This window comes from Saccharopolyspora sp. NPDC045941 (genome assembly GCF_056431445.1).
The window spans coordinates 37,345-52,623 of sequence record NZ_JBWKKU010000043.1; the positions used below are offsets into that span (position 1 = coordinate 37,345).

Here is a 15,279-nt window from a genome sequence, read left to right on the forward strand (position 1 = left end):
AGCCCGGCAGAGGGGAGCGCAGCGTGGGGGAACAGCCCGAGCGGGAGCCGCGGGAGTTCCCGAAGCACCCCGGGGAACCGATGCGCCCGGTGGAGGACACCACCGACGCCGACCTGCACCCCCGCTTCTGGGAGGCGCAGCTGGAGGCGGCGCGCCGCGGCTCGCTGGCGTGGGGGTTCGCGGCGTTCTTCATCGGCTACGGCGGCTACTACCTGACCGTGCTGATCCTCAACGCCGCCAGGCCGTCCCGGGCCGGCGGGTTCGATCCGACGACGCCGCCCAACACCGGCCCGCTGCTGTTGCTGGCCTTCGCCCCGAACATCCTGCTCGGCCTGGTGCCCGCGGTGTTCTCCTGGTGGCGCGGCAGGGGACTGCGCTCGGATTTCGGCATCCTGCCGAAGCGCCGCGACTTCAAGGTGGGCCTGGCCTGCGGGGGCATCGCGCTGTTCGGCTCCTGGGCGCTGACGCTGGTGATCATCGCCATCTCCGGCCCGCCCCCGGAAACCGACCTGGCGCGGCTGATGCAGGGCGAGCGGACCGTCTGGCTGTTCCTGTTCGCGCTGTTCGCCTTCCTCGGCGCGCCGCTGACCGAGGAACTGCTGATGCGCGGCGCGCTCTGGGGCGCTCTGGAGCACTACCGCATCCCGCGGTACGCGATCCTGGTGCTAACCGCCTTGATCTTCGCCCTGATTCACCAGGAGGTGTGGCGCACGCCGGTGTTGTTCTTCGGCGGCCTCGCGATCGGCGCGGCGCGGATGATCACCGGCCGGGTGGCTGCGAGCATGATCGCGCACGCGACGAACAACTTCCTGCCCGCACTGCTGCTGTTCGCCATCGCCGGATGAATATCGCTGCCGTTCGCCGTGCCGCCGGGGGTAACCTGGCGGCTTCGCCGGCGTCCGCACGCCGACACGGCCAGGAAAATGGCCGCCGACCGGCACCACGGAGGCGCCCATGAACACCCCGAACCAGTCGGATCCCGCCGCGAACGCGCCGCTCGAGCCCGCCGGGCCGGAGGCCGCACCGACCCGGACCCACCGCTGGGGGCTCGGCGCGTTCTTCTTCGCGCAGGCGATCTTCGTGCTGGTCTCGGTGACGCTCGCGGCCGCGCTGGGCAGCCCGGACGGCATGGCGCTGGTCCTGATGCTGGTGCTGCCGACCGTGCTCGCCGGGGCGGTGGCGGTCCTGATCACCGTCGTGCGCGGCAACGGCCCGCGACTGGACTTCGGCCTCGAATGGCGCTGGTCGGACGTCACAACCGGGCTGGCCATCGGCGGCATCGGCCTGGTCACGACGACCATCGCCACGATGCTGTGGGCGCAGTGGATGGGGCCGGACGCGCAGTCCACGGTGAGCAGCCTGCTCGACGGGGTGCAGCTGCCCCCGGCGCTGGCGGTGGTGATCTTCCTGCACGTCTGGCTGGTCGCACCGCTGTGCGAGGAGCTGCTCTACCGCGGGCTGCTCTGGGGCGCGATGGAACGGCTGCGGTGGAGCCAGCTGAACGTGTTCGTGCTCAGCACGGCCGTCTTCGCCATCGGCCACCTGGAGCCGGAGCGCACCGCGTTGCTGCTGGTCATCGCGATCCCGATCGGCGTCGCCAGGATGGTCACCGGGAGGCTGACGGCGAGCGTCGTCGCGCACCAGGTGAACAACTTCCTGCCCGCGCTCGGCCTCCTGCTGCTCTCGCTGGGTCTGCTCCCGGCCTAGCGCGACGGCCGCCGGACGGGTCCGGAGTCATGGCGGCGGCGGTATCTGGCACAATGGGATGCTGTTCGCCGCGAGGGGTCCCTCTCACCGCTTGTGGCCGCTTTTGACTAAGAGCATTCCACTCCGCTGCCCCACGCGGCTTGGCATGCTCAACCGGAGCACCAACGAGAGTCTGAGGAGCACCAGCACCCGTGGCTGTGAAGATCAAGCTCGCGCGGATCGGCAAGATCCGCGAGCCGCACTACCGCATCGTCGTCGCCGACGCCCGCACCCGCCGCAACGGCCGGGCCATCGAGACGATCGGGCAGTACCACCCGAAGCAGAACCCGAGCGGCATCATCGTCAACTCGGAGCGGGTGCAGTACTGGCTGGGTGTCGGCGCGCAGCCGACCGAGCCGGTGCAGAACATCCTGGAGATCACCGGCGACTGGCAGAAGTTCAAGGGCCTGCCGGGCGCCGAGGGTCGGCTGAAGGTCGCCGAGCCGAAGCCGAGCAAGCAGGAGCTGTTCGAGGCCGCGCTGGCCGCCGCCGGCGAGGAGCCCACCACCGAGGCCACCACCCCGAAGAAGAAGGGTGCGAAGAAGGCCGAGGACAAGGCCGAAGAGCAGAAGTCCGAGGAAGGTCAGGCGTGACGGTCCTCGCGGACGCGCTTGAACACCTGGTGCGCGGCATCGTCGACAACCCCGACGATGTCCGCGTCCAGCTGCTCACGACCCGACGCGGTCGCACCCTCGAGGTGCACGTGAACCCGGACGACCTGGGCAAGGTCATCGGTCGCGGTGGTCGCACCGCGACCGCGCTGCGGACCGTGATGTCCGGCATCGGCGGCCGCGGCATCCGGGTCGACGTGGTCGACACCGACCGCTGAGCACGAACATGAGCGAGCCCGAGCTGCAAACCCTGGCCGTCGGCCGCATCGTCCGGCCGCACGGCGTGCGGGGAGAGCTTGTCGTCGAGGTGCTCACCGACAGCCCGGAGCTGCGCTTCGCTCCCGGCTCGGTGCTCGGGATGCAGCGTCGCGGGGTGGTCCGCGCGCAGAACCTTACGGTGACAGCCGCCCGGCAGCACGCCGGGCGGCTGCTCGTGCGCGCGGAGGGCGTCGAGGGCCGGGAGGCCGCCGAGGACCTGCGCGGCGTGCTGCTGACCGTCAGCTCCGACGTCCTCGAACCGATCGACGACCCGGACGAGTTCCACGACCACGAGCTGATCGGCCTGCGGGTCGAGCGGGTCTCCGGCGAAGAGGTGGGCGAGGTGCGGGAAGTCCTGCACACGCCGGCCGGTGAGCTGCTGTCCGTGCGCACCGCCGACGGCCGCGAGGTCCTGGTGCCGTTCGTCGCCGAGATCGTCCCCGAGGTCGATCTCGCCGCCGGTCGCGTCGTCGTGGATCCGCCGGAGGGCCTGCTCGAAGCCGAGTGACGCCGGACCGGCAACAGCAAGATCAAACCGCCCCCGCCGCCGGAGCGGGGGTTTTCCTTTTCCGAGGGCCACATGCGCATCGACGTCATCACGATCTTCCCCGACTACCTGGCCCCGCTGCGGGAAGCGCTGCTCGGCAAGGCCATCGAGCGCGAGCGGATCGCGGTCGGCGTGCACGACCTGCGGGACTGGACGCACGACGTGCACCGGGCGGTCGACGACAGCCCCTACGGCGGCGGCCCCGGCATGGTGATGAAGCCGGACGTCTGGGGCGAGGCGCTGGACGGCGTTTGCGGTGCTGCTGAGGGCTCCGCCGACTCCACCGCCCCGGTGCCCCGGCTGATCGTGCCGACCCCGGCCGGGCGGCCGTTCGACCAGCGCACCGCGATCCGCTGGTCCGCCGAGCCGTGGCTGGTGTTCGCCTGCGGCCGCTACGAGGGAATCGACCAGCGGGTGATCGACGACGCCGCCACCCGGATGCCGGTGGAGGAGGTGTCCATCGGCGACTACGTGCTGGTGGGCGGCGAGGTCGCCGCGCTGGTCATGATCGAGGCGGTGGCCCGCCTGCTGCCCGGCGTGCTGGGCAACCCGCTGTCGGCCGAGCAGGACTCGTTCTCCGACGGGCTGCTGGAAGGCCCCTGCTACACCCGCCCCGAGGTGTGGCGCGGGCGCGCGGTGCCGGATGTGCTGCGCTCCGGCAACCACGCCGCGATCGCCCGCTGGCGCCGCGATCAGGCGCTGGCCAAGACCTACCTGCGGCGCCCGGATCTGCTGGCCGAGCTGCCGGAGGGGACCCTGAACGCGGCCGACCGAGCGCAACTCGATAAACTGCGGGAGTCGGAGCATTCCGACGAGTCCCGGGATGCCGGAGACGCGCAGCGCTGACCCCGCGTCGGCGGGGGCGGTTCAGACGCCGAAATGCGGATCTGGCACACTGGAACGGTTGATGCAGCCGAATGACGAGTTCGGCGAGCTCACATGCAAGTTCACCCCGTGTCAGGCGGTGCCCACCAGTAGGTCGGGTCATCGACGTTGGAGAACACGGGTGCCTTCGACACGGATGAGGACGGACCACCGATGAACACCCTGGACGCGCTGGACGCCCAGTCGTTGCGTTCCGACATTCCGGCCTTCCGGCCTGGCGACACGCTGAAGGTCCACGTCCGCGTCATCGAGGGTTCGCGCGAGCGGATCCAGGTCTTCCAGGGCGTGGTCATCCGCCGCCACGGCGATGGCATCCGGGAGACCTTCACCGTGCGCAAGATTTCCTTCGGTGTCGGTGTGGAGCGGACGTTCCCGGTGCACACCCCGAACATCGCGCAGATCGAGGTCGCGGCGCGCGGTGACGTTCGGCGGGCGAAGCTGTACTACCTGCGCGAGCTGCGCGGCAAGAAGGCGAAGATCAAGGAGAAGCGCGAGACCGCGCCGGCTTCCTGATCGAAAGCCATTCGGAACCACGACAACGGCCCAGGTGCACGCACCTGGGCCGTTTCGCGTGTCCGGGTGCGCTCGTTTTGCCCGGTGGCCGGGGGAACCGGATGTTCCACCTTTGAGTGATCGCCGGGGGTGCTGAGCCCCGCCGCGGTGCCGGCGCGAATCGGATGTACCGGAAAAGAGCACGTCACAGCGGCGCCGCGAGGCGGTGGAACGGGCCACCGGAGCCGGGGGAGCGCGGCGGCGCCCACCGCGGTTCCAGTAGCCTGGCCGGGTGGCCGACGTCGTGCGCAGCGGATCAGCGGAAGACCCCCAGGGTGCGGAGCACTCCAGCGGTGCCCCGGACGCGCCGGGTGGCGCTTCCCGCCGCCGCAAGCCCAAGGACAAGAAGAAGGGCTCGTTCTGGCGCGAGCTGCCGATCCTGATCGTCACCGCACTCGTGCTGACGGTGCTCATCCAGGCCTTCCTGGCCAGGGTGTACGTGATCCCGTCGCAGTCGATGGAGCAGACCCTGCACGGGTGCACCGGCTGCAACAACGACCGGGTGCTGGTGGACAAGATCACCTACCGGTTCAGCGATCCGGAGCCGGGTGACGTGGTGGTGTTCCGCGGCCCGCAGCCCTGGGTGCAGAACGAGTTCGAGGCGGACGAGCCGTCCAACCCCGTAGCCGGTTTCTTCCAGGGCGCGGCTTCGCTGCTGGGCTTCGGCGCCCCGGACGAGAAGGACTTCGTCAAGCGGGTGGTCGCCGTCGGCGGTCAGACCGTGGAGTGCTGCGACGCGCAGAACCGGGTGCTGGTCGACGGCAAGCCGCTCAACGAGCCGTACCTGTACTGGGAGCCCGGCCGCGGGGTCGGCCAGGACGAGTTCAAGGCCGTGACGGTCCCGCCGGGTCACCTGTGGGTGATGGGCGACAACCGCAACGACTCGGCGGACTCGCGGGTGCAGGGCGGTGGCGGCACCAACGGTGCGGTGCCGGTCGACAACGTGATCGGCAAGGCTCAGCTGATCGTCCTGCCGCCGACCCGCTGGCAGAGCATCCCGGAGCCGAACCCGCAGACCACCGCGCTGGGCGCGCCCGCCTGGCAGACCGGGGTGCCGTTGGGCGTCGGTTTCGCCGCGGCGTTCCCGACGCTCTGGCTGGGTCGTAGGCTCGTCGGTGTGGTGAAACAGCGACGGTCGTCGGAGTGACGTCGACGTGACGGTGGCGGCGTTCCGGCCGCCGAGGTCGGTGATCCGGCGCAGCAGCGGTAATTGGGCCCTTCAGAGCGCGTTGGACCGCCGGGGTCTCGGGCCGGTGGCAGGTGTGGACGAGGCCGGGCGTGGTGCGTGTGCCGGCCCGCTCGTGGTGGCGGCGTGCGCGCTCCGCCCGGGCGACGCGCGGCGGTTCGACGGGCTGACGGACTCGAAGGTGCTCTCGGAGGCCGACCGGGAGCGCCTGTACGGCCGCATCACCGAGCGTGCCCTGAGTTGGTCGACCATCGTGATCTCGGCCGAGGACGTCGATGCGCTCGGTATCCACGTGGCGAATCTGGAGGGCATGCGGCGGGCGGTCGCGCAGCTGACCCCGCATCCCGGCTACGTGCTGACCGACGGCTTCCGGGTGTCGGGGCTCGCGACGCCCAGCGTGGCCGTGGTGAAGGGCGACCTGGTCGCGGCCTGCGTGGCCGCGGCGTCGGTGCTGGCGAAGGTGACCCGGGACCGGATGATGACCGCGCAGCTGCACACCGAGTTCCCGGACTACGGGTTCGACGAGCACAAGGGGTACAGCACGCCGGTGCACTCGGCCCGGCTGAAGCAGTTCGGCCCCTGCGTCGAGCACCGGTGGTCCTATGCGAACGTGGTGGCCGCGGCGCAGTGGCACGGGATGCGCTCGCCGCGAACCGTGACGAGCAAGCCCGGGTTGTTCGATGCTTCCGACAGGGATGTGGTGGACAATGAGGCGTTGTAGTCCGAACGGCAATGCAGAAGGGCTCGCACAGCGATGAGCGCCGAGGATCTCGAGAAGTACGAGACCGAGATGGAGCTGCAGCTCTACAAGGAGTACCGCGACATCGTCGGGCAGTTCACCTATGTCGTGGAGACGGAACGGCGCTTCTACCTGGCCAACGCGGTGGACGTGCAGGTGCGAAACTCCGACTCGGAGGTCTACTTCGAGGTGGCGATGTCGGACGCGTGGGTGTGGGACATGTACCGCCCGGCGCGGTTCGTCAAGAACGTGCGGGTGATCACGTTCAAGGACGTCAATGTGGAGGAGCTGGACAAACCGGACCTGCGGCTGCCGGAGAGCGGCCCGTTCGGTTCCTGATCCCGGTCTCGAGGAAGCTCGGGCGGCCTGAAATCCGGCCGCCCGAGCTTTTTCATGCGCGCAGGCCGGCCGGTCGTGGCGGCGCTACTGATTTTGCAAATTGCGCAGTGTGCAAAGCGTTTTTGGTTCGGAAGTGGGTCGTCCCCACTCGTCGGGGTGAGCCGAGTTGTCCACAGGGGATTGATTAGTCCACAGATTCCGGAATATCACTGGATATCGACTTCGCTTCCGGGCACGTTGGATTCATCGACGTGCCCGGAACCGTTGGCGCAGTTGGCGAAACTCGCTCACATGCGCCCGGGATACCGGCACGGGAACCTGAATCCCGAACCGAGGAGGAAGCCGTGCGCCGGAAGAAGGTCGTGGGCCGGCTGTCGGATGACGACACCAGGGGCCGCAGACACGCGCTGGGAATCGAAGGGGAGCGGCTGGCGGCAGTGCTCCTGGAACGCCGCGGTCTGACCGTGCTGGACCGGAATTGGCAGTGCCCGCAAGGAGAACTCGACATCGTCGCCACCGACGGCGACACGGTGGTGTGCTGCGAGGTCAAGGCCCGCTCCGGCGTGGACTACGGCGGACCGGAGTACGCGCTCGTGCCGGAGAAGATCAACCGGATCAGGAGCGCGGCCCGGTCCTGGCTGGCCGCGCGCCGATTGGTGGGTTGCCGGGTGCGGTTCGACGTCGTGTCGGTGCTGTGGCCACCGGGCAAGCGCCCCCGCATCAAGCATCTCGAGGGGGTGTTCTAGATGGCGCTGCGGAAGACGTGGGCGGTCGCGCTTTTCGGAGTGGACGGCGCGCTCGTCGAGATCGAAGCCGACGTGCGCAAGGGAGGACTGCCATCGGTGCAGCTCCTCGGGCTGCCCGACACGGCCCTGCAGGAATCGAAGAACCGGGTGCGCGCGGCGATCCAGAACTGCAAGGAGGACTGGCCGGCCAGCTGCGTGACGCTGGCGTTGTCCCCGGCCGCGATGCCCAAGACCGGCACGTCGTACGACCTGGCACTGGCCTGCGCGGTGCTGGCCGGGGCGGAACTGGTCCCGCCACACCGGCTGGCGGGCACGGTGCTGTTCGGCGAGCTGGCCCTGGACGGGCGGATCCGGCCGGTCCGCGGGCTGCTGCCGGCGTTGCTGACGGCTCGGCGGGAGGGCATGCGCCGCGCAGTGGTGCCGGCCGACGGGTTGGCCGAGGCGCACCTCGTGGAGGGCATCGATGTGCTCGGCGCCGGACACCTGCGGGACGTGGTGGCCTGGCTGCGCGACCTCGGCGAGCTCGACCGCCGCCCGCCACCGGACGCCGAGCCGCCGGCCGAGGACGATGCGCCGGACCTCTCCGACGTGCTCGGCCAGCCGGAGGCGAGGTGGGCCCTGGAGGTCGCCGCGGCGGGCGGCCACCATCTGCTGATGGTCGGGCCGCCGGGCACCGGCAAGACGATGCTGGCCAAGCGCCTGAGCGGGCTGCTGCCGAGCCTGACCGTGCCGGAGGCGCTGGAGGTCACCGCGATCCGCTCGATCGCTGGTGACCTGTCCGAGTCGGCGACGCTGATCCGGACGCCGCCGTTCGTCGCGCCGCACCCCTCGCTGTCGATCCCGGCCCTCATCGGCGGCGGTACCGGGTTGGCGAGGCCGGGTGCGGTCAGCAGGGCGCATCGCGGCGTGCTGCTGCTGGACGAGGCCTGCGAGTTGGGCGCGAAGCGGTTGGAGGCGTTGCGCACGGCGCTGGAGGAAGGCGAGGTCCGGCTGGCCCGGCGCGACGGCACGCTGCGCTACCCGGCTCGGTTCCAGCTGGTCCTGGCGACGAACCCGTGCCCGTGCGCGCCGGCTCGGGACCTCGACTGCCAGTGTCCGCCGCAGGTCCGGCGGCGCTACCTCGGCAAGCTGTCCGGGCCGCTGCTGGATCGGGTCGACCTGCGGGTCCGGATGCGCCCGATCACCGCGATGACCGTGCAGGCGGGTGCCGAGCCGGAGGGCAGCGCGGTGGTGCGCAAGCGGGTGGAGAACGCGCGATCGGCGGCCCGGCAGCGGTGGTCCGCGCACGGGTGGCAAACCAACACGGAGGTGCCGGGGCCGGTGCTGCGGCGCGAGTTCGCGCTGCCCGCGGCGGCGACGGCGTTGCTGGACCGCGGGCTGGAGGTCGGCGCGATCACGGCGCGCGGCGCGGATCGGTGCCTGCGCGTCGCCTGGACGCTGGCGGACCTGGACGGCCGGGATCGACCGGATGCGGAGCACGTGGCTGCGGCCTTGGAGTTCCGGGACAGGAGGGCGGCGTGATGGCTCGATGGGCGTCGATGGGGGAGAGGTCGAAGCGGGAACTGCTGGTAGCCAGGGCCTTCCTGGGCGCCGTCGCCGAACCGCCGGCTCCGGCGCTGGCCAGGTTCGTCACAGAGTACGGCCCTTGCCGCGCGGTCGGCCTGATCCAGCGCGAGAAGGCACCGGCGGATGTCACGGCGGAGGTCGAGGCGCGGCGATGGCACGTTTCGGGTGAACAGCTGCTGGTGGCCGCCGAGGCCGCCGGTGTCCGGCTGGTCGTGCCGGAGGCCCCGGAGTGGCCGCGCGAGGCGTTCGATGGCCTGTTCGGGGCGAGATCGGTCGACCTGCCGGGGATCGCCGAGCCGATCGCGCTGTGGGTCCGCGGCAAGGCGGCGCTGGCCGAGGCGGCGGAGCAAGCGGTGGCCATCGTCGGCGCCAGAGCCGCCACCGGCTACGGAGAGCACGTGGCGGCGGAGTTCGGCCACGGGCTGGCGACGGCGGGGTTCACGGTGGCTTCCGGGGCGGCGTACGGCATCGACGGCGCCGCGCATCGGGGCGCGCTCGCCGCAGGCGGCCTGACGGTGGCGTTCCTCGCCTGCGGCGTCGACGTCGACTACCCGGCCGGGCACGGCAGGTTGCTGCGCGCCATCGCCGAACAGGGCGCCGTCGTGAGCGAGTATCCGCTCGGCACGCCGCCGCGGAAGCACCGCTTCCTGGTGCGCAACAGGCTGATCGCGTCGTTCGGCAGCGCGACGGTGGTGGTCGAGGCGGGCGCGCGCAGCGGCGCCGCCAACACCGCGCACACAGCGGATGCCTTGGGAAGGCCCGTGCTGGCCGTGCCCGGGCCGGTGACCTCGAAGAATTCCGTTGGTTGCCATGGGATGGTGCGGTCCGGCCAGGCCGTGCTGGTCACCCGAACACAGGAGGTCCTGGAAGCGCTGAGCCCGCTCGGCGCGCAACTGCCGGTGGAAATCCCCGCCCAGCCGCGCCGGACCGATGCGCTGCATCCGGATGCGCGGCGCCTGCACGATGCGCTGACCGGCATCGATTGCGCCAGCGCGGACGAGCTGGCACGGGATTCGGGGCTGCCGTTGGGCAAAGTCCGGGCGCTGTTGCCGGAGCTGGAGCTGGCCGGGTTCGTGGCGCGATCCGAACGGGGGTGGTCGATGACGGGGTCATGACGTCGAGGCAGATGGCCTCCCGCCACGCAAGATGATTCGCATACCGGTCAAGTGATCATGATCCGGCGTGGCGATGCTTGACCGGCGCCGGTGGAACGGCCAGCTTCGATACATGGCCCGCACACGTTCCGCCGAACCGCGAAGACCGGATCTTCGCGCGGCTCGGGCGAAATTGCCCGAGCCGCTCGGAACCGCGGTCGACGCGTTCGAAAGGCACCTCGCCGCGGAACGCGGGCTATCCGCGCACACCGTTCGCGGATACATCGGCGACATCGTCTCGTTGCTGGGGCACCTCGCCGGCTCGGCCGACGATGCAACCCTTGCTGTGCTGGACGTTTCCGTCCTGCGGGAATGGCTTTCGGCGCAACACGCGCATGGCGTGAGCCGGGCGACGCTCGCCCGGCGGACCGCGTCAGCTCGCACCTTCACCGGGTGGGCGTTCCGCGCCGGGCTGCTGCCCGTCGACCCGGGCCCGCGGCTCGCGGTTCCGTCGAAGCAGCGGAAACTGCCCGCCGTGCTGCGCGTTGACCAGGCAGGTTCGGCGATGCAGGCTTCGGCGGTGGGCGCGGAACAGGGGGACCCGGTGGCCTTGCGGGACCACGCGGTGCTCGAACTGCTGTATGGCACCGGAATCCGCGTCGCCGAGCTCTGCGGGCTGGACGTCGACGACGTCGATCGCGAGCGCCGGCTGGTCCGCGTGATCGGCAAGGGTGACAAAGAACGCGCCGTGCCGTTCGGCGTACCGGCGGATCAGGCGCTCGGCCGCTGGCTTTCCGCTGGTCGGCCGAGCCTGGTCCGGGAATCGTCGGGCGCCGCGTTGTTCCTGGGTGTCCGAGGTGGACGGCTCGACCCGCGTGCGGTGCGCCGCACCGTTCACGATGCGGTCGGCGTGGTTTCCGGTGCCCCGGACGTCGGTCCGCATGGGCTACGTCACTCGGCTGCGACCCATTTGTTGGAGGGCGGTGCGGACCTCCGTAGCGTTCAGGAGTTGCTTGGTCACGCTACGCTCGCAACGACCCAGCTTTACACCCACGTGACCGTTGAACGGCTGAAGGCGATCCATGACCGAACCCACCCCCGTTCCTGACCACACCGGGGGCGGCGCCGACACGGTGGCCGCGAGATCGACCTCGGTACCGGTGACTGCCCGTGACCAAGGCGGTGGAACCAACGGCCACGTCGGTGACCGCCTCGCGCGTCGGCTGTCCGTGGCGACCACCGCGCCTGCCGGGCCGGCCGCGGGCAGGGACCAGCGCAGCGGAGACGAGGTCGAGGCCGGGATAGTCGCGCTGTGGCAGGCATTCGGCCAGCGCCGCGACCAGGAACTGCGCGACCGGCTGGTGCTGCACTACGCGCCGCTGGTCAAGTACGTGGCGGGCCGCGTCGGAACCGGGCTGCCGTCGCACGTCGAGGTCTCCGACCTGATCCAGTCCGGGATCTTCGGGCTGGTCGACGCGATCGAGAAGTTCGAACCGGAACGCGGCCTGAAGTTCGAGACGTACGCCATGCAGCGCATCCGCGGCGCCATCCTCGACGACCTGCGGGCCCAGGACTGGGTGCCGAGGTCGGTGCGCAGCCGCGCCCGCGACGTGGAGCGGGCGCTGGAGCGCCTGGAGGCGAAGCTGCAGCGCACCGCGACCGATGCGGAACTGGCCGGCGAGCTCGAACTATCGCTCGACGAGCTGCGCGAGCTGTTCGCGCAGCTGCAGATGACCAGCGTGATCGCGCTCGACGACCTGATCGGCGCGGGAACGGCGCAGGCGTCGCTGGCCGAAACGCTGCCCGACGACCGGGCCGAAGACCCGGTCGCGGCCCTGGTGGACCGGGACAGCCGGCGCCAGCTGGCCGAGGCGGTGGAGCGGCTCAGCGAGCGGGACCGCGTGGTGGTGACCCTCTACTACTTCGAGAACCTGACGCTGGCCGAGATCGGGAAGGTGCTCGGCGTCACCGAATCGCGTGTCTGCCAGCTGCACACCCGCGCGGTCCTGCGCCTGCGCACCAAGCTCACCGAACAGGCCTGATCGGCGACCCGGCGGGGACCGACGTGCCGGTCCCCGTCGAAGATCACCGCCACGGTTTGAGCCGGACGTGGCCGAACCCGAGCAGGCGCAGCGGGTCGAGGTAGTTCAGGCGTTGCCGAGCACCCCAGTGCAGGCAGGTCGGCGGCTCGGCGGAGCACTCCGAATGTCCCGGTTCCAGGTGGCCGATCGGCTGCCCGCGGGCGACCTGGTCGCCGACCGCGACGCCCGGCGCCACCGGCTCGTAGGTGGTGCGCAGGCCGCCGGTGTGTTCGATGGAGACCAGGTTCCGGTCCACCATCCAGCCCGCGTAGACGACCACGCCGTCTCCGGCGGCCAGCACCGGTTGGCCGACCTCACCTGCGACGTCGACGCCCCGGTGACCTGGGCCGAAGGCGTGTGCCGGGGCCTCGAAGGGGCGAACGACGGCAGGGGGCGGCGCCAGCGGCCAGCCGAACAACGCGTCCGCCGAAGGCGAGGCGCGCAGGGGTGCGCCAGGCATCGGCAGTGCCGGCTCCGCGGCAGGCAACCCGCGGGGCGGTTCGAGTTCTGCGGGGAGGCCGAGGGATGCGGCGGCACCGCAGCAGATGAGTGTGGAGATCAACAAGCGCATGGTGCAACGGTGGCCGCCTGCGGTCCAGGTGAACAGAGGGAAAACCAGATCTGTGGACAAACCAGGCCGCTGTGGACAACTCGCAGTCCACGATCGGGTCGGCCGGGACGTCCAGTACACTGTCAACGCGGTTTCGTGTCCGCACGGACCGACTTCGCGTGCCCGCACGCCATGCCTGCGCAAGTGGCCCGACCTCGCGGTCGGCCGCCGAGCGGAACAGTACCGAGTTCAACGCCTCGGATGCTGCTGCTCTCGCAGGGTGCCGGTGCTCCCGCGGTCCCGAGCTCGTCGAGCGAGGGTGGGGGCGACCGGGCGGGCACCAGGGCGACGGACCACCCGGTCTGTCGCGGCAACCGAATCGCGCGCCAACCGGCGCGCCCGACTCAAGAGGTGCGAACCAGGCCATGGCCGTCGTCACCATGAAGCAGCTGCTCGACAGCGGCGTGCACTTCGGGCATCAGACCCGGCGCTGGAACCCGAAGATGAAGCGCTACATCTTCACCGAGCGCAACGGCATCTACATCATCGACCTGCAGCAGACGCTGACCTACATCGACGGGGCGTTCGACTTCGTCAAGCAGACGGTCGCGCACGGCGGGACGATCCTGTTCGTCGGCACCAAGAAGCAGGCGCAGGAAGCGATCGCCGAGCAGGCCCTGCGGGTCGGCATGCCGTTCGTGAACCAGCGCTGGCTGGGTGGCATGCTCACCAACTTCCAGACCGTCCACAAGCGTCTGCAGCGTCTCAAGGAACTCGAGACCATGGAGCAGACCGGGGGCTTCGAGGGCCGCACCAAGAAGGAAATCTTGATGCTGACCCGCGAGAAGGACAAGCTCGAGAAGACCCTCGGCGGTATCCGCGACATGAGCAAGGTGCCCAGCGCCGTGTGGATCGTGGACACCAAGAAGGAGCACATCGCCGTCGGTGAAGCCCGGAAGCTGGGCATCCCGGTCGTCGCGATCCTGGACACCAACTGCGACCCGGACGAGGTCGACTACCCGATCCCGGGCAACGACGACGCGATCCGCTCCGCCGCCCTGCTGACCCGCGTGGTCGCCGACGGTGTCGCCCAGGGCCTGATGGCCCGCAGCGGCCGCGCCAACGGTGCCCCGGAGGGCGAGGAGAAGCCGGCCGGCGGCGAGCCGCTGGCCGAGTGGGAGAAGGAGCTGCTGGCTGGCTCCGCCGAAGGCGCCCAGCCGCCCGCTCAGCCCGCTCAGCCCGCCGAGGGCGGCGAGCAGGCCGCGCAGTCCTGAGTCCGCTTGCCGCGCGCCGGTCGTGAAGGTCGGCGCGCGGCGCGGTCCGGCTACCCGTCAGACGCTCTGACGGGTGCCACCCGGGCCGGGTTCGCATCCCCGCTGAGCTGGTTGAACGCCACGGGACGCGGCCCGGCCGATGTCTGCAAGACCTTCGAAGCTGCGTACTAAGAGGGACGGATAACGCACGATGGCGAACTTCAGTGCGGCCGACGTCAAGCGTCTTCGCGAGCTGACCGGCGCCGGCATGATGGACTGCAAGAAGGCTCTTGAGCAGGCCGACGGCGACTTCGACAAGGCCGTCGAGAGCCTGCGCATCAAGGGCGCCAAGGACGTCGGCAAGCGCGCCGAGCGCGCCACCGCCGAGGGCCTGGTCGCCGCCGACGGCGGTGTGCTGATCGAGCTGAACAGCGAGACCGACTTCGTCGCCAAGAACGACGAGTTCATCGAGCTGGCCAACAAGATCGTCGCCGCGGTCAAGGCCGCCGGTGCCGGTGACCTGGAAGCCGCCCTGGCGGCCCCGCTGGACGGCAAGACCGTCTCCGAGGTCATCCAGGAGCTGTCGGCAAAGATCGGCGAGAAGATCGAGCTGCGCCGCGTCGCCAAGTTCGACGGCGAGGTGGCCACCTACCTGCACCGCCGTTCCGCGGACCTGCCCCCGGCGGTCGGCGTGCTGGTCGAGTTCACCGGTGGCAACGCGGACGCCGCGCGCGGTGCCGCGATGCAGGTCGCCGCGCTCAAGCCGAAGTACCTGAGCCGCGACGACGTCCCGGCGGACATCGTCGCCAACGAGCGGCGCATCGCCGAGGAGACCGCGAAGGCCGAGGGCAAGCCGGAGCAGGCGCTGCCGAAGATCGTCGAGGGTCGCCTGAACGGGTTCTTCAAGGAGAACGCGCTGCTGGACCAGCCGTCCGTGCAGGAGAACAAGAAGACCGTCAAGGCCCTGCTCGACGAGGCCGGCGTCACCGTCACCGGTTTCGTCCGGTTCGAGGTCGGCCAGGCCTGACCGGTCGCTGTTCGGCGGCACGCCGGGCGGCACCCCGATCAGGTGGTGCGCCGCCGGTTCACCGGGTGAGGTGAAACCGGTGGGGACCCGGCGGCCGCG

General features: G+C 70.6%; 18 protein-coding genes. 17 read left to right on the forward strand and 1 reads right to left on the reverse strand.

Going from position 1 to position 15,279, the window contains the following annotated elements; translation table 11 throughout:
• Positions 1 to 23 precede the first annotated feature (23 nt).
• The 15 genes from AC07FN_RS29795 to whiG all read left to right on the forward strand — a co-directional run bounded on the left by AC07FN_RS29795 (position 24) and on the right by whiG (position 12,311).
• Entirely contained in the window at positions 24 to 845 is an 822-nt protein-coding gene (locus AC07FN_RS29795) for a CPBP family intramembrane glutamic endopeptidase (protein WP_452616553.1), read from the forward strand.
• A 109-nt stretch (positions 846 to 954) separates the two neighbouring features.
• Positions 955 to 1,707: a CPBP family intramembrane glutamic endopeptidase gene (locus AC07FN_RS29800; RefSeq protein WP_452616554.1), complete on the forward strand. Its 753-nt coding sequence runs from the start codon at positions 955 to 957 to the stop codon at positions 1,705 to 1,707.
• Positions 1,708 to 1,898: 191 nt separating this feature from the next.
• On the forward strand, positions 1,899 to 2,339 hold the full coding sequence (gene rpsP, locus AC07FN_RS29805; RefSeq protein WP_132484878.1) for a 30S ribosomal protein S16: 441 nt from the start codon (positions 1,899 to 1,901) through the stop codon (positions 2,337 to 2,339).
• The gene (locus AC07FN_RS29810) at positions 2,336 to 2,575 is read left to right on the forward strand and encodes an RNA-binding protein (protein WP_010305954.1); all 240 of its coding nucleotides are present in this window, start codon (positions 2,336 to 2,338) and stop codon (positions 2,573 to 2,575) included. The genes rpsP and AC07FN_RS29810 overlap by 4 nt, the downstream gene beginning before the upstream one ends.
• Before the next feature lie 8 nt (positions 2,576 to 2,583).
• Positions 2,584 to 3,123 carry a ribosome maturation factor RimM gene (gene rimM, locus AC07FN_RS29815; protein WP_478398590.1) on the forward strand — a complete coding sequence of 180 codons (540 nt, stop codon included), beginning with the start codon at positions 2,584 to 2,586 and terminating at the stop codon, positions 3,121 to 3,123.
• A gap of 72 nt (positions 3,124 to 3,195) precedes the next feature.
• Positions 3,196 to 4,008 (forward strand): tRNA (guanosine(37)-N1)-methyltransferase TrmD, encoded by an 813-nt coding sequence (gene trmD / locus AC07FN_RS29820; RefSeq protein ID WP_478398591.1) that lies wholly within the window; start codon positions 3,196 to 3,198, stop codon positions 4,006 to 4,008.
• A 192-nt stretch (positions 4,009 to 4,200) separates the two neighbouring features.
• Positions 4,201 to 4,560: a 50S ribosomal protein L19 gene (gene rplS / locus AC07FN_RS29825; RefSeq protein ID WP_132484884.1), complete on the forward strand. Its 360-nt coding sequence runs from the start codon at positions 4,201 to 4,203 to the stop codon at positions 4,558 to 4,560.
• Positions 4,561 to 4,831: 271 nt separating this feature from the next.
• The gene (gene lepB, locus AC07FN_RS29830; protein ID WP_452616558.1) at positions 4,832 to 5,746 is read left to right on the forward strand and encodes a signal peptidase I; all 915 of its coding nucleotides are present in this window, start codon (positions 4,832 to 4,834) and stop codon (positions 5,744 to 5,746) included.
• A 7-nt stretch (positions 5,747 to 5,753) separates the two neighbouring features.
• Positions 5,754 to 6,506 (forward strand): ribonuclease HII, encoded by a 753-nt coding sequence (locus AC07FN_RS29835; protein ID WP_478398592.1) that lies wholly within the window; start codon positions 5,754 to 5,756, stop codon positions 6,504 to 6,506.
• 33 nt (positions 6,507 to 6,539) lie between these two features.
• Positions 6,540 to 6,863 (forward strand): DUF2469 domain-containing protein, encoded by a 324-nt coding sequence (locus AC07FN_RS29840; protein WP_009943624.1) that lies wholly within the window; start codon positions 6,540 to 6,542, stop codon positions 6,861 to 6,863.
• Between the two features lie 344 nt (positions 6,864 to 7,207).
• Positions 7,208 to 7,609, forward strand: coding sequence for a YraN family protein (locus tag AC07FN_RS29845; protein ID WP_452616559.1), 402 nt, complete (start codon positions 7,208 to 7,210; stop codon positions 7,607 to 7,609).
• Complete coding sequence (locus tag AC07FN_RS29850; RefSeq protein WP_478398593.1) at positions 7,610 to 9,130, forward strand: YifB family Mg chelatase-like AAA ATPase; 1,521 nt, start codon at positions 7,610 to 7,612, stop codon at positions 9,128 to 9,130. It abuts the gene before it with no gap.
• Positions 9,130 to 10,290, forward strand: coding sequence for a DNA-processing protein DprA (gene dprA / locus AC07FN_RS29855; protein ID WP_452616620.1), 1,161 nt, complete (start codon positions 9,130 to 9,132; stop codon positions 10,288 to 10,290). The genes AC07FN_RS29850 and dprA overlap by 1 nt, the downstream gene beginning before the upstream one ends.
• Before the next feature lie 112 nt (positions 10,291 to 10,402).
• The gene (locus AC07FN_RS29860) at positions 10,403 to 11,377 is read left to right on the forward strand and encodes a tyrosine recombinase XerC (protein WP_478398619.1); all 975 of its coding nucleotides are present in this window, start codon (positions 10,403 to 10,405) and stop codon (positions 11,375 to 11,377) included.
• The gene (whiG, locus tag AC07FN_RS29865; protein ID WP_478398594.1) at positions 11,352 to 12,311 is read left to right on the forward strand and encodes an RNA polymerase sigma factor WhiG; all 960 of its coding nucleotides are present in this window, start codon (positions 11,352 to 11,354) and stop codon (positions 12,309 to 12,311) included. The genes AC07FN_RS29860 and whiG overlap by 26 nt, the downstream gene beginning before the upstream one ends.
• Positions 12,312 to 12,354: 43 nt before the next feature.
• Here the strand turns inward: whiG and AC07FN_RS29870 are convergent, their stop codons facing one another.
• Positions 12,355 to 12,921, reverse strand: a complete 567-nt coding sequence (locus AC07FN_RS29870) for a M23 family metallopeptidase (protein ID WP_478398595.1) — start codon at positions 12,919 to 12,921, stop codon at positions 12,355 to 12,357.
• 404 nt (positions 12,922 to 13,325) lie between these two features.
• On the opposite strand from AC07FN_RS29870, the gene rpsB reads away from it, so the two are divergent.
• Entirely contained in the window at positions 13,326 to 14,174 is an 849-nt protein-coding gene (gene rpsB / locus AC07FN_RS29875) for a 30S ribosomal protein S2 (RefSeq protein ID WP_478398596.1), read from the forward strand.
• A 190-nt stretch (positions 14,175 to 14,364) separates the two neighbouring features.
• Positions 14,365 to 15,180 carry a translation elongation factor Ts gene (gene tsf / locus AC07FN_RS29880; protein WP_478398597.1) on the forward strand — a complete coding sequence of 272 codons (816 nt, stop codon included), beginning with the start codon at positions 14,365 to 14,367 and terminating at the stop codon, positions 15,178 to 15,180.
• Positions 15,181 to 15,279: the final 99 nt, after the last annotated feature.